Origin of the sequence: Corynebacterium riegelii, from assembly GCF_001263755.1 — a bacterium.
Classification (GTDB): Bacteria; Actinomycetota; Actinomycetes; order Mycobacteriales; family Mycobacteriaceae; genus Corynebacterium; species Corynebacterium riegelii.
In genome coordinates this window covers 1,891,701-1,905,510 of sequence record NZ_CP012342.1, presented here as the reverse complement: position 1 = coordinate 1,905,510, position 13,810 = coordinate 1,891,701, and the positions used below count along the sequence as shown (strand labels likewise).

Annotated in this window: 10 protein-coding genes, 1 tRNA gene and 1 other RNA gene; 6 read left to right on the top strand and 6 right to left on the bottom strand. The window is 61.7% G+C overall.

Annotated elements, in window-relative coordinates; all coding sequences use genetic code 11:
* Nucleotides 1-539: 539 nt before the first annotated feature.
* Nucleotides 540-628, bottom strand: a tRNA-Ser gene (locus tag AK829_RS09235).
* A gap of 127 nt (nt 629-755) precedes the next feature.
* Between AK829_RS09235 and ffs the strand changes: the two genes are divergently transcribed.
* The 5 genes from ffs (at nt 756) to recR (ending at nt 5,386) form a co-directional block, all read left to right on the top strand.
* An RNA gene (gene ffs / locus AK829_RS12275) (signal recognition particle sRNA small type) lies at nt 756-851 on the top strand.
* A 31-nt stretch (nt 852-882) separates the two neighbouring features.
* A complete protein-coding gene (locus AK829_RS09230; protein WP_052205584.1) occupies nt 883-2,187 on the top strand; it encodes an aminotransferase class I/II-fold pyridoxal phosphate-dependent enzyme in 1,305 nt (434 codons plus the stop codon).
* A gap of 10 nt (nt 2,188-2,197) precedes the next feature.
* The gene (locus AK829_RS09225; RefSeq protein ID WP_052205583.1) at nt 2,198-4,249 is read left to right on the top strand and encodes a DNA polymerase III subunit gamma and tau; all 2,052 of its coding nucleotides are present in this window, start codon (nt 2,198-2,200) and stop codon (nt 4,247-4,249) included.
* Between the two features lie 51 nt (nt 4,250-4,300).
* Nucleotides 4,301-4,693 (top strand): YbaB/EbfC family nucleoid-associated protein, encoded by a 393-nt coding sequence (locus tag AK829_RS09220; RefSeq protein WP_052205582.1) that lies wholly within the window; start codon nt 4,301-4,303, stop codon nt 4,691-4,693.
* A gap of 66 nt (nt 4,694-4,759) precedes the next feature.
* Nucleotides 4,760-5,386 carry a recombination mediator RecR gene (recR, locus tag AK829_RS09215; protein WP_052205581.1) on the top strand — a complete coding sequence of 209 codons (627 nt, stop codon included), beginning with the start codon at nt 4,760-4,762 and terminating at the stop codon, nt 5,384-5,386.
* A gap of 31 nt (nt 5,387-5,417) precedes the next feature.
* Here recR and AK829_RS09210 read toward each other — a convergent pair whose 3' ends face one another.
* The 5 genes from AK829_RS09210 to leuA all read right to left on the bottom strand — a co-directional run bounded on the left by AK829_RS09210 (nt 5,418) and on the right by leuA (nt 11,808).
* Nucleotides 5,418-6,161, bottom strand: coding sequence for a type 1 glutamine amidotransferase (locus AK829_RS09210; RefSeq protein ID WP_052205580.1), 744 nt, complete (start codon nt 6,159-6,161; stop codon nt 5,418-5,420).
* Complete coding sequence (locus AK829_RS09205; protein ID WP_052205579.1) at nt 6,154-7,443, bottom strand: Mur ligase family protein; 1,290 nt, start codon at nt 7,441-7,443, stop codon at nt 6,154-6,156. The genes AK829_RS09210 and AK829_RS09205 overlap by 8 nt, the downstream gene beginning before the upstream one ends.
* A gap of 10 nt (nt 7,444-7,453) precedes the next feature.
* The gene (locus AK829_RS09200; RefSeq protein ID WP_052205578.1) at nt 7,454-8,452 is read right to left on the bottom strand and encodes a DNA polymerase III subunit epsilon; all 999 of its coding nucleotides are present in this window, start codon (nt 8,450-8,452) and stop codon (nt 7,454-7,456) included.
* 36 nt (nt 8,453-8,488) lie between these two features.
* Nucleotides 8,489-9,913, bottom strand: a complete 1,425-nt coding sequence (locus tag AK829_RS09195) for a hypothetical protein (protein ID WP_052205577.1) — start codon at nt 9,911-9,913, stop codon at nt 8,489-8,491.
* A 65-nt stretch (nt 9,914-9,978) separates the two neighbouring features.
* Entirely contained in the window at nt 9,979-11,808 is a 1,830-nt protein-coding gene (leuA, locus tag AK829_RS09190) for a 2-isopropylmalate synthase (protein WP_052205576.1), read from the bottom strand.
* Nucleotides 11,809-12,222: 414 nt separating this feature from the next.
* On the opposite strand from leuA, the gene AK829_RS09185 reads away from it, so the two are divergent.
* Complete coding sequence (locus AK829_RS09185) at nt 12,223-13,701, top strand: HNH endonuclease signature motif containing protein (protein ID WP_052205575.1); 1,479 nt, start codon at nt 12,223-12,225, stop codon at nt 13,699-13,701.
* The last annotated feature ends 109 nt before the right edge of the window (nt 13,702-13,810 follow it).

Sequence of the window (13,810 nt, the reverse complement as noted above, 5' to 3'; positions counted from 1 at the left end):
TACCCCTAATTATACCCGTCTACCTGTTCTATGCGCAAGGGCTAAACCAGCATTTATTACACTATTTCCGCATACACATTCACAACACAGGCTGGCGGTTGCATTCAGTATATCGACCGATCTCACATACCCCATTGGCTTACGGGGGAAATAGCACACAAGTGTTCGAAACGCGCTGCATATTTCACCTTTAGCGCAAGCAAAACGGGGCCTGGCCGGGTCGGCGGGACTCAAGCGCACCTTGCCAATGTTGGCGTCCCCGCAGGGGAGGTCTCCTGCACCTTGTGTGGGAGAAACGTGGATACCGGGAACAATCAGTGGCTCTTGAGGGAAACGCTGGAATATCCGCTAAACGATATGAATGCGCCAAAGATGAGTTCACAACTCACGGGGCTGGAAAACGGGCAAGATTTGCCCTTGGCCGCCATCGAAGAGGAAGCTCGCTGTAAACGTAAGCCGTAAGCAACTTCTCATGGCTGCAGCCAGGCACTAACGCAAACGAAAAAACCGGCGCCCCATCAAACCGAGGCGCCGGTGTTTGGCGGAGGATGTGGGATTTGAACCCACGAGGGTCGTGAAACCCGCACGCGTTCCAGGCGTGTGACATAGGCCGCTAGTCGAATCCTCCAGCGACACTCGAAAAAGTAACTTCCGAATGCGTCTTTGGCCATGTTAGTCCACACCCCCGCCTGAACCAAAACCGCAGGCAGCACGTGCAGGTTGTGTCTTTTACGGCTTCCCGGCTACAGTGTCACCTTAGGATCCCACGCGGTGTTATCTTGTGAACTCCCCCAGGGCGGGAACGCAGCAAGGGTCAGCGAGCTCTGGCAGGTGCGTGGGATCCCCTTTTTGTGCGTGGGGGCGTTTTGTACGATGTAGTGCATGACTACCCAAGACGGCACCACAAGCACCGCTTTTGCCAACTTCAATCAGCAGGAACTTGAAGCGCTCGCGCAGGACGTGCGCCAGCGTTATGAAGACCTGAAAGCGCGCAACCTCAGCTTGGACTTGACGCGCGGTAAGCCGTCGAGTGAGCAGCTGGATCTTTCCAACGCGCTGCTGTCCTTGCCGGGGGAGGGCAACTACAAGGACGCCAAGGGCGTTGACCTGCGCAACTATGGCGGGCTGCAGGGTATTGAGGAGATCCGCCAGCTGTGGGGCAACGTGCTGGGCGTGGACGTGGCGAACATTGTGGCGGCAGATTCCTCGTCGCTAAACATCATGTTTGACCTCATCTCCTTCGCGTACATCTGGGGCACGAACGATTCGGAGCGTCCCTGGAAGGATGAGGAGCACGTGAAGTGGCTGTGCCCAACCCCGGGCTATGACCGTCACTTCGCCATCACGGAGCACTTCGGCTTTGAGCTGGTCACCGTGCCCATGACGCCGGAGGGTCCGGACATGGACGTGGTGGAAGAGCTGGTGAAGGATCCGCAGGTCAAGGGCATGTGGTCGGTGCCTATTTACGGCAACCCCACGGGCGCGATCTACTCGCGTGAGACCATTGATCGCCTGGCCAGCATGGAGACGGCAGCGAAGGATTTCCGCATTGTGTGGGACAACGCGTATGCCATCCACACGCTGACGGGTAACTTCCCGGAGAACCCGAACGTCATTGAGATTGCGGCGGAGAAGGGCAACCCGAACCGCTTCTGGTACATGTCTTCCACCTCCAAGATCACGTTCGCGGGTGCGGGTGTGGCCTTCTTCGCGTCGTCGGAGGGGAATTTGGAGTGGTGGGGGAAGCATGCGTCGATACGCGGCATTGGCCCCAACAAGATCAACCAGCTCGCGCACGCGCGCTTCTTTGGGGATGAGCAGGGCGTATACAACCAGATGAAGTCGCTAGCCGGTTCGCTGGAGCCGAAGTTCGCGGCCGTCATCCGCATTCTGCACGAGCGCCTGGGTGAGTACGGCGTGGCGCAGTGGACCGAGCCGGAGGGCGGCTACTTCATCTCTATGGACGTGCTCGGCGGGTCCGCAACGCGCGTGTGGGAGCTGGCGAAGGAAGCGGGCATCACGCTGACCAAGGCTGGTTCCGCATTCCCGCACGGGCAGGATCCGGAGGACCGCAACATCCGTCTCGCACCGTCGTTGCCGCCGCTTGAAGAGGTTGAAACCGCCATGGATGGCGTGGCTACCTGCGTGCTTCTTGCGTGTCTCGAGGGTGTAGGGGCCCTTCAGTAGACTGCTGAACGTGGCTCTGTACAGGAAATATCGTCCCGCGACGTTTGGTGAGGTCATCGGCCAAGAGCAGGTGACCCGACCGCTGTCCACCGCGTTGGATAACGGGCGTATCGCGCACGCGTACTTGTTCTCTGGTCCGCGTGGTTGCGGCAAGACGTCGTCCGCGCGCATCCTTGCGCGTTCGCTGAACTGTGTGCATGGGCCGACGTCCACGCCGTGTGGTGAGTGTCCGTCGTGTGTGGCGCTGGCCCCGGGCGGCTCCGGCAACTTGGATGTGATGGAGTTGGACGCGGCGTCGCACGGCGGCGTCGAGGACATGCGTGACCTGCGCGAACGTGCGCTGTTTGCGCCGGCTGAGTCGCGCTACCGCGTGTTCATCATTGATGAGGCGCACATGGTTTCCGCGGCCGGCAACAACGCGTTGCTGAAGATTGTGGAGGAGCCGCCAGAGCACCTCATCTTCATCTTCGCCACCACGGAGCCGGAGAAAATCCTGCCCACCATCCGTTCCCGTACGCACAATTACCCGTTCCGCCTGCTCGCGCCGGCTGCGATGCGGCAGTTGCTTGAGCGCGTGGTGGCCGAAGAGGGTGTTGTGGTGGATGAGAACGTCTACCCGCTGGTTATCCGCGCGGGTGGCGGTTCGCCGCGTGACACGCTGTCCATCCTGGATCAGCTGCTCGCCGGCGCCGGCCCGAACGGTCTGACCTATGAGCTTGCCTTGCCGCTGTTGGGTGTCACGGATCTTTCGCTTATCGACGCCACCGTGGACGCCCTTGCTGCCCACGACGCCTCCACCGTTTTCCACACCATCGACGCGGTGATGGAGTCCGGCCACGAGCCACGCCGCTTCGCCCTGGATTTGCTGGACCGCTTCCGTGACCTGCTGGTGATCCGCACCGTGCCGGATGCTTTTGGGCAGTCGCTTGTAGACGCCCCGGTGGACCGCGCCGACATCCTGCGCGCCCAAGCGGAGAAGTTTTCCTCCCAACAGTTGGCGCAGCTCGCTTCCGAGGTCAACGACCGCATCGTGGACATCCGCGGCGCGACCGCCCCGCGCCTGCTGCTTGAGATCATGATGGCGCACCTGCTGACGCTGCAGCCCAGTGTTGCTTCTCCTGCTCCTTCTGGTCCTTCTGGTCCGGCGCAGTCTGGTCCGGCGCAGTCTGGTGGGGGAAGCGCTGCCGCTGCGGCCGCTGCTGCTGCCGCCGCCGTGAACCGCAATGTGCGCAGCACCTCCACCCCAGCGCCGCAGAAGCCTGCACCAGTGGAGGCGCCACAGCCAGAGCCAACGCCTGAACCCACACCGGCCCCAGCACCTGCCGCCCAGGCAGACACCGATGCGCTGTTTGTCAGGATTGAGGCGGATTGGACGCAGCTTCGCCAAGCAGTTGGTGGCCGCAACAAGGTTGCGGAGATCATGCTGACTGAGGCGCGCCCACTTGGCATGGATGGCGGCACGTTGGTCCTTGGCCACCACACGGGCGCGCTTGCAGAGCGCATCAACGCTGATAACAACAACGCCGACATCGCCGCTGTGCTTTCGGAGAAGTTGGATGCGAAGGTGGGGGTGCGTTGCGTCGTCGGTACGGATCCGGCCGCAGCCAACCTCAAACCTGTGGAGCGCAAGCAGGTGTGGAACCCGAACCGGGAAAGCGCGCAGGAAGCAGAGGCTGACGAACCCGACGACCCTGCCCCTGCGCCATCACCGAAGCCACCGGCTCCTGCGAAGGATGATTGGCGCGCCGCCGTCCAGGCAGCAAGTGCTCAAGCCGCCGCTCGGGCAAAACGCGAGCGCGACGAAATCCCGCCACCGCCAGAACCCCCAGCCGATGACGAGCCGCCCTACGACCCCTGGGACGACAACACGCCACCACCTCCTGCTCCCGATGCTGCACCCGATGCTGCCCCTGTGGCTTCTTCGGAGGAGTACACGCAGGAAGACGAAGAGCGTGACATGCAGGACCAGGCGCGTGATGAGGAAGGCACGATTGATCGCAGAGACGCAACCGCGATCGCGATGGAACTGCTGGCCAGCGAGCTAGGGGCACGCCCTTTGTAAGCGGTCTGTAGACTGGTTGCCGAATTATTGACTACAGAAAGGGTGGAACCCATGACCCAGCCGAATATGCCCGCAGACATGCAGGAACTGATCCGCCAGGCCGCCGAGGTACAGGCAGCGCTGCAGCGCGCGCAGGAAGAACTGCTCGCCGCTGAGGTTGAAGGCACCGCAGGTGGCGGCCTTGTCACCATCACCATGACCGGTGGTGCAGAGATCAAGGACCTGTCCATCAAGCCGGAGGCTGTGGACGCTGACGATGTTGAGACCCTGCAGGACCTCATCCTCGCCGCTTACCGTGACGCTCACAACAAGGCTGGCCAGCTGGCGCAGGACAAGATTGGTCCGCTGACCCAGGTTCAGGGCCAGGCTCCGCAGGGCCAGGGCGGCCCGTTCGGTGCGCAGCCGGCAGGCCCGGGCGAGGTGCCGTTCGGCGGCATCATCTAGCTCACGCTTTTCCCATAGTTGAACGCCTGGCTTCGGCCGGGCGTTTTTTCAGGATCGAGGAGTCATATGTTTGAAGGACCGCTGCAGGATCTCATTGATGAGTTTTCGCGGCTGCCGGGTGTGGGCCCGAAATCGGCGCAGCGTATCGCCTTCCACCTGCTCAAAACTGAGCCGGAAGACATTGACCGGCTACGCGCAGCACTAGCCGCGGTTCGCGACGGCGTGATGTTCTGCCGCATCTGCAACAACGTCTCACGCCAAGAAGTGTGCCGCATCTGCGCCGACTCCAGCAGGGATACATCCACGGTCTGCGTGGTTGAGGACGCCAAAGACATCCAGGTCATCGAGCGCACCGGCGAGTACTCCGGCCGCTACCACGTGCTGGGCGGCGCGCTGGATCCTTTGGCAAATGTTGGTCCGAAGGACCTGGCCATTGCGCCGCTGCTGCAGCGCATCGGCGGGGTGCTCCCAGACCTTGATGGCGCGGACGCGCCTGAGATCACCGAAGTTATCCTGGCCACCGACCCAGACACGGAAGGCGAGGCCACGTCCAGCTACATCGCGCGCCTTCTGAAGGACTTCCCGGATCTGACCGTGTCGCGCCTGGCCTCCGGCATGCCGCTGGGCGGGGACTTGGAGTTCGTGGACGAACTCACGCTCTCCCGCGCGCTCACCGGCCGCCTGAAGCTCTAGCCAGACCAACCCAAACCAAGCCAAGCCAGCGCTACTTCGCGCCGAGGCGCTCCATCCGCAAGCGATCGATCACGGGGATTTCCAGCGGCTCCAGCTCAGCAAGCTCCACGCCCAATGCTTGGGCAAGCAGCAAGTCTGCAAGCTGCGGGTTACGAGCCAGTGCGGGGCCGTGCATGTAGGTCGCGATGATGCTGCCCTGCACCACGCCCTCCACAGTGTCACCAGAGTCAGAACCAGAAGCATCACCACCATTACCCACACCGCGGGTGACCTTGCCCAACGCGGAGGCATCCGCGCCGAGCGTGGTTGCGCCGAGGTGGTTTTCAAACCCGGTCAGCGGCTCCGTAAGTGCGCGGGTGACACCGGCGCGCGTTGGCACCGAGGCGAGTTCGCCGATGGAGCGGGTGGGGGAGGGGTGCGTTGAGACGTCGATAAGTGAAAGCCCCTGGCACTCACTGCCACCTGCATGGAAGGTGTGGCCGAGGATCTGCATGCCGGCGCACACCGCGAAGATGGGCCGGCCGCCAGCAGCTGCAGCCTGCAAGCCCGGGGAGGCGGCAAGGCGCGCAGCCGCGATGATTTGTGCGGAATCCTCGCCGCCGCCGAGCGTATAGACGTCACAATCCGCAGGCACCTCATCGCTGAGCATGATGCGGCGGATCTCCGCGTTGATGCCGCGGCGGCAGGCGCGTTCGCGCAGGACAAACGCATTGCCGTCGTCACCATAGGTGCCCAGCACGTCAGGGAGTACAAGGCCAATTGTCAGGTTAGGCACGGTAGTCCTCCTCTTTTGCAAGTGCGCGGCGCAAATTCAGCAGCGCAGTGTAGTTTGCCAGCACCTCAACGCGGCCCGGGGGACACGCGCGGATCGCCTCAACCGGGTCATGGATCAGCTCATTGTCCACGCCGCCGTAGAGCAGGCGCACCGCCAGATCCGTCGCCCGCTCACCGGACGCCTTGACGGGGATGCGGTCGAAGTTGTCAAAGGTGATGTCCCAAAGCCAGGAGACGTCCTCACCGTCGCCCTGCTGGGAGTTCACCGCGATGACAATGCCCGCGGCGTCCGTATCCAGCATGGTCAGCGCCTCCTGCCAGCCGGCAGGGTTCTTGGCCAGCAGGAAGTGCACCTCGTGCTCACCAAGGTGGGCGGTGGTGTAGCGGCCGGCGACGTTGTTCACGCCCTCAGCAGCGGCAACGGCGTCCTCCACAGAAACGCCGAAGGCCTCCACGGCACACGCCACGGCCTGGGCGGCGTTGCCGCGGTTCGCGCGCCCCGGCAGCTGCAGCGACAACCCCACGGTGCGCTCCGGCGTGTGCAGGCCATCCGCGTCCACGCTGTAGGAGGGGGTGGGGCGGCGGAACTCGCGGCCGTCTTCAAGCGGCTCGACCGCAAACCAGTCGTCCTCCGTGCGCACGATGTGCCCGCCGGAGCGTGGGTTGGTCACGGAATCACCGGTCCAGCCGGCGCCAGCGGCCACCCACACCACGTTCGGGTGATCAAAGGCAATGGAGGTAATCAGTACGTCATCGCAGTTCGCCACAATCGTGGCCTGCGGGTTTTCTTCTACGGCGGCGCGAAGCGCGCGCTCAATCTTGGTAATCTCGCCCACGCGATCCAGCTGGTCACGCGTCAAATTCAACAGCACGATCGCCTCCGGTTTGAGGCGCTTGGCCACGTGCGGCACGTGCAGCTCATCAACCTCCAGCACAATGTGGGAGGCGTCCTTGCCGGCCAGAAGCGCGGAGATAATGCCAGCGTCCATATTGTCGCCGCCATCATTGGTGGCCACCGTGTACTTAGAACGCAACGCGCTTGCCAGCATGTTGGTGGTTGTGGACTTGCCGTTGGTCCCCGTCACCAGCACCGCTGGGCGGCCAGCGGCAACCGTGTCCATAATGTTCGGGTCAATGGCACCCGCAACCAGGCCGCCGATCATGCCGCCAGCGCCGCGGCCGGTGGCCTTCGATGCCGTGGTGGCCAAACGCGCAGCACCCAGCGCCAACGAGGATCGCAGGCGGGCAAAGCGTCCTTGTGTAGAGCGCTTGTTGTCAGTCATGCAGGATAGGTTACTCTCCCGCACCCACACTGTTGTCCGCCATTGTCTGCACGGCGGCTTCGAACTCGCTGGCAGTCAAAATTGGCACGTCTTTCCGGAACGCGTGCATGGCCTTGCCGCGCAGCTCAACGCCCTTCGCCAACGCCTCGGACACCACCACAGACGTCTGACGGGTCAGCTTCTCGGCATACTTCAGCCCAGCGTCCACACCCGCGGCGATCAGCACATCTGGGTTCACGGTCACATCATCCGTGACCACAAACTCCATGCCGCGCTGCAATCCTTCCGCAGGCGTGTACACCACACGCTCCGCGTTCCTGGCGTTCGCCGTCTGCGTGTGCCCGGCGGCGCGCGAGGAGTTACCGGCCTTCGCCGCATCCACCCGCACCTGCGAGCGCTGCAGGCCAAAACGGTCGCCGGCAAGGTCAGCCGGGTTCAGCGAGACCACCTCGCCGGCCTCTTTCAGCGCCAGGAACATGGCGATCAGGGTGCGCACACGCGCATCGCCAGACACCGGCACCACGCCGATGAGTTCCGCGACGTGCTCCAACCGTGCGTCCACAGGAATGTGGCCCTGCCTGCGCACAGTAGCCAGCACATCCACAATCGCTTCCGGCTTTGGCACGTGCCCCACGCGTTGGCGGTGCTTGTTGCCACGCCCGCGCCGGGAGCGGTTCGCGCGCGCCGCAGCGTTCATCGCCCGTTTCGCCTCAGAGACGATCATGCCCCAGTCAAGGGGGGAGTCGTAGAGGACTAACGTTTTCGCGTCGATAAGCTTGTCCAACGTGCGCAACTGCCTGGCAAAACGGGGTGCCTGCGCGAAATCGCCCACCTCAAGGCCGTGGGTGTGGCGCGGGCCCGGATCCGTGCCCGGGTTGAGCACCTGGTGGAATTCCTCGCCGATGCGCCCGGCGGCATCAAACGTGACCGCGTCAATGGTGAGCAGCCGCGCGTTGGAGGGATGGATCCCATTCGCCCGCACGGACAGCGCGACGTAGGGGTAAGTCATTCTTGCAGCGTAGCAGGGAGCTTTTGCTTGCCGACGCTACGGCGCAACCCTATACAACGGCTGATCCAACGGCACATTGCTTCGGACCTTGAACGGCCCAAAGTTCTGCTCATGCGGGTGCTCGTTTGGCGGAGCAACCTCAGGCGCAGGTGCTGGTGCAGGCGCTTCCTCCACAGGGGCAGGTGCTGGTGCCGGAGCCGGAGCGGGCGCTGGTGCCGGAGCAGGTGCCTGGACCGGAGCTGGTGCCGGGGCCTGAACTGGGGCCTGGACCGGGGCTGGTGCGGGCGCCGGAGCCTCAACAGGAGCCGGAGCCGGTGCCTCAACAACTTGCGACGAGGAAGTCACAGGCTTGACTTCCTGCGAACTGGTGGACGGCTTCTCGCTGGAGGTTGCTGTGCTGCTTGCCGTGCTGCTTTCCGCCTCGGAGGTGACTTCGGAGGTCTCTGCATGCCCGTAGTTGGCAACAGCGGAGTCGCGCTCCTGCATAAATGACGAGGTCAACGCGCTCAAGCCGCCAATGGTCAGGGCCAGGGCACCAGCCGCGGCGATCATGCCAACGGCGTGCAAGGTGCGCTTGCGTGCGCGGGACGGGGTGCCTGCGGAAGAGGCCCCAGCTGCAGCCACTGCAGGTGCATCGACGTCAGTCACGGCACTTACAGCGTCATCATCCGCACTGTAGTGTTCAGCCGCAGACACGGCCGGAATCACAGACGTCTGCGCAGCCGACTCTGCCATCGGCAGCGGGCGGACCTTGCGAGTGTCCTCCAGCGGCGGGATCGGGCTAATAGCCGGGAACTCGCCGGTGTTTACAGCGCCGATAGACAGCGAGAGCACTGGCGCCCCACCGATCGGGGAGTGGTAGCCACGTGCCACCGGGACCAGGCCGCGGCGCTCCATGGAACGCAGCGTCGGCGCAACCTCAGCACCCTGCGCCGGATCCAGCTGCGCTACCTCAACACCGTCGATGTATGCGGAAACCTCACCAGCATCATCAAAGCCAAGCGTGACCAGGATCTGCTTGCGTTCCAAGTCCTTGGCCTGCTCGGCCTCTGGGAGGTAGTCCAGCTCAATGGAATGGCCATCTGCCAGGAATGCCCACGGCTGCGCCGGCGGTTCATTCACCGGCAAGATCAAACCCGGGCGTGGAAGGCGAACAACCAGCCGCACCGGGTCGCCCGCGGTGGCACGTGCAGTAGCGTGCGGGGTCAGGCCGCTGTGGGCAAGGGAGGAAAGCTCCCAAAACTCCTGCGCATCATGCCCACTCATGGTGCCAAGCACTTCATCTTGGAACGTGATGTCAAAGCCAGTGCCGTTAGGAACCAAGGCCACGCCCAAGTCCGCCACAGCGCTGTCCCCCAGATGGCGCATGACGGCAGGCGTGAGCACGTCCACGGCCGGGACGTTTCTCACCGCACCCAGGCCGTGATCCGGAATCACGTATGCCGACAACTGCTTGTTCATAACCGCAACCTTACACGTATGTACAAATGCGCACAATGAACGTTTCGGGGTGTCCGCAGGATGGACTACACGCCACCAGTCTTGCCTTCGGTCAGGCCGCGGTTGGCCGCAGACACAATCGCCTTCAAAGACGCGCGCGTGGTCGAGCCCGCAATACCCACACCCCATGCGTTAGTACCGTCAATATCTGCGTAAATGTAGCAGGCTGCGTCCGCATCATCGCCCGCCGTGCGGGAGCGTTGGGAGTAATCCTGCACCTCAAAATCAATGCCCAGTGACTCCAAGGCGTTGGCAAACGCCGCAATAGGACCGTTGCCGGTGCCGTTGATCTCACGCGCCTCGCCGTTGAATATAACGTTGGCCTGAATAGCGGAATCGTCCTCATCGCTAGCCGCGCCGGTGACCTCATAGTCCACCAACTCCAGCGGGGAATCCAGATCCAGGTACGTGCTGGCGAAGATGTCCCACATGTTCTTGGAGTTAACCTCGCCACCTTCTGCATCCGTGATGTTTTGCACCACAGCGGAGAATTCCGGCTGCATCGCCTTCGGCATGTTGATGCCGTGGTCCGTCTTCATGATGTAGGCCACGCCGCCCTTGCCGGACTGGGAGTTCACGCGGATCACAGCCTCGTAGGTACGGCCCACGTCCTTCGGATCCACCGGCAGGTACGGGACCTCCCACACGGTCTCACGCAGCTCCTCCCACGTGACGTCCGTGCTGGAAGCGCCCGGGTGCACCTTCTGGGCCAGGGCGTCCAGGCCCTTGTTAATAGCGTCCTGGTGCGAGCCGGAGAACGCCGTGAACACCAGCTCACCGCCGTAGGGGTGGCGCTCCGGAACGCGCAGCTGGTTGCAGTACTCCACGGTCTGACGGATCTTCTCAATGTCAGAGAAATCAATCTGCGGGTCCACGCCCTGGGTCATCATGTTCAGGCCCAAGGTGACCAGGTCCACGTTGCCGGTGCGCTCACCGTTGCCAAACAGGCAGCCCTCAATACGATCCGCGCCGGCCATGTAGCCCAGCTCCGCCGCCGCGACGCCGGTGCCGCGGTCATTGTGCGGGTGCAGGGACAGGATGATGCTGTCGCGCTTGGCAAAGTTGCGATGCATCCACTCAATAGAATCCGCGTACACATTCGGGGAGATCATCTCCACCGTGGACGGCAGGTTAATAATGATCGGGTTTTCCGGGGTGGCGCCCATGGTCTCTACAACCGCGTCGCACACCTCCAGCGCAAAATCCAGCTCGGTGCCGGTGAAGGACTCCGGCGAGTACTCCCAGCGCCAGTTGGTGTCCGGGTAGTCATCTGCAATGTCACGAATCAGCTCACCAGCATCCGTGGCCAGCTTCTTAATGGAGTCACGATCCTTGCGGAACACCACCTCACGCTGCAGCTTGGACGTGGAGTTGTAGAAGTGCACAATCACGTTCTTCGCGCCAGAGCATGCCTCAAACGTGCGGCGAATCAGGTGCTCACGGGCCTGCACCAGCACCTGGATGGTCACGTCATCCGGGATCATGTTGTTCTCAATGATCTCGCGCACAAAGTCAAAGTCCGTCTGGGATGCGGACGGGAAGCCGACCTCAATCTCCTTGAAGCCCATCTCAACCAGCAGGTTGAACATGCGGCGCTTACGCTCCGGGCTCATCGGGTCAATCAGGGCCTGGTTGCCATCGCGCAGGTCCACCGCGCACCACTGCGGCGCAACCGTGATCTTCTTGTCCGGCCACGTGCGGTCCGGCAGGGTGATGTCCTCAACCTCTTTGGCAAACGGCAGGTAGCGGTCTACCGGCATCTGGGAGCCGCGCTGCTTGTTCCAGCTTGGCTGGCCTTCATTACGAGGGCCGTTCGGGGTGATGATTTCGCGAGGCGCAAAAATTTCGTTGCTCATGTGGGTACTCCTAAATTACGTTTCGTGCGGGTCCACGGCCGGCAAACAGAAACTCCGCGACGGGGTGCCGGCCGTGTTACCTGGCCTGATTCCCGCCGCGGCGTAGAAGGAGAAGCGCCTTTTGCGACATGTGGCGTAGCTTACACCACTTCGCGCGCAGTTGTGTGTTTTACATTCGCAGTGGGGTCGTTCGTCGATGCTGCTCGAACGCCCGTTTGGCATTTTCTTATCGACGGAAAGGGCGTGTGGAATCGGTCGCTATACTGAATGCAACCGCCAGTCTGGCTGGTGAATGTACGTGTGGAAATAGTGGAATACATGCTGGTTTAGCCCTTGCACATAGAACAGTTAGGCGGGTATAATTAGGGGCATAAAACAACGGGAACATAGGGAACACAACACTGGGGGTAGACCGTGGGCGAACCATACTTCCGCACACAGCGACCAGAAGATCCACTAAGCGCAGTCAGCCAACGCTTCCGCGATGGCTACTGGGAGGTCTTCGGTCACTTCGCCACACCTGGGACAAGCATTGCTATTGATGATTTCGATCTGGAAGTAGTCGCCATCAAGCAAGCAACCGGCTGGGGCAAAGGTGAAATAGAGCAAGCGATCTTCTCGCACGCACGCCTGCAACATTTGCCGAAACTACGGGCACTCCAAGCCGAGACCCGTGTGATGGATCTGCAGCACCTGCGTGCCATTGACAATGTTCTTGCTGAACTCGGCCCAGACATCACCGAGGAAGCCTACGGTCAATTTGATGCAATGTTGACGCTCACGTTCACCCCAACACGAGCTGGGCAACTCACCCCACAAACCGCAACGATTACCCGGCGTATCCGGGAAATGATTAAACGGATTGACCCAACGTGCGCCTACAACCCGAAGCGGCGCAAGCAGCGTATCGCCCAAGCACATGCTGCTGATGACACAGTCTCGTTTGAGCAGTCTGCACAGTCCGGGACTGTGAAAACGTTGGTGACGTTAGCGACGAATCCGTTAACTGCACAGGTAGTACGCGAGCATGTGTTGGCTACCGCTCGTGAACACAAAACATCGATGGCAGATGCGATGGTGAAACTACTGTCCGGGGATATCACCCCAACGAAAACCACCCTGCACGTGTTCGTACCAAAAGGTCGTGAAGCTGGTGGGCCAGCCTACGTCCCAGGGGTAGGCGCCTTGACCCCAGAGGCAACCGTGGCACTCGATGACCTCCTAGCATCAGCGAAAATCACCGAAGTCGACATGGAACAAGAACTCCAGGCACACACGGATAGTTACACCCCAACCGAAGCAATGCGACGCGTGGTCTGTGCCCGTCACACCCACTGTGTGTTCCCGGGGTGTACGATGCCTTCGCGGTTATGCCAGTTGGATCACCGCATCGCGTTTAACCAGGGAGGCAAAACCACACCGAGTAACTTGTTTCCGTTGTGCCAGAAGCATCACAATTTGAAAACCGATAAGCGCGGCTTCTACGTCCCGGATCCTGATACCGGTGAAATCTTGTGGTTATTTTCCAACGGCACGTATGAAACCTGCATGCCGGATGGCTTGATTGACTACAACACTCAAGCGGCGGCCCCACGATGGAAGAGCAACCTTGAGCAAGTGTGTGCTCGTCGCAGTACTGTGGCGCAGTTTTACGCCAAAGGCCACAAAATCCTTGATGATTTTGACCACCACCACAACCTGGACCAAGCCGACGCGCAAATCAAAACACTGGAGGAAGAATACGGCCTTCACTTCCTCATCAAGGCGGTACTTCCGGAGCCGTTGCCAAAAGAACCCGATTATTCCGAACCACCCTTCCCAGACCCAGAGTATGACTACGGGTGGCCGGAAAACTACGACCCAGCAGAACTACTCGACACCCGACCCCAATAAGAAAAAGAGGCCATTTTTCCGAAGCGGTGGAGAAGACTCCCCCAACTAGCCAGAAACGTTAACCGGATGCTTGGCTCACCAGAGGGTTTTGCTCCAGGCACGGGTTGTC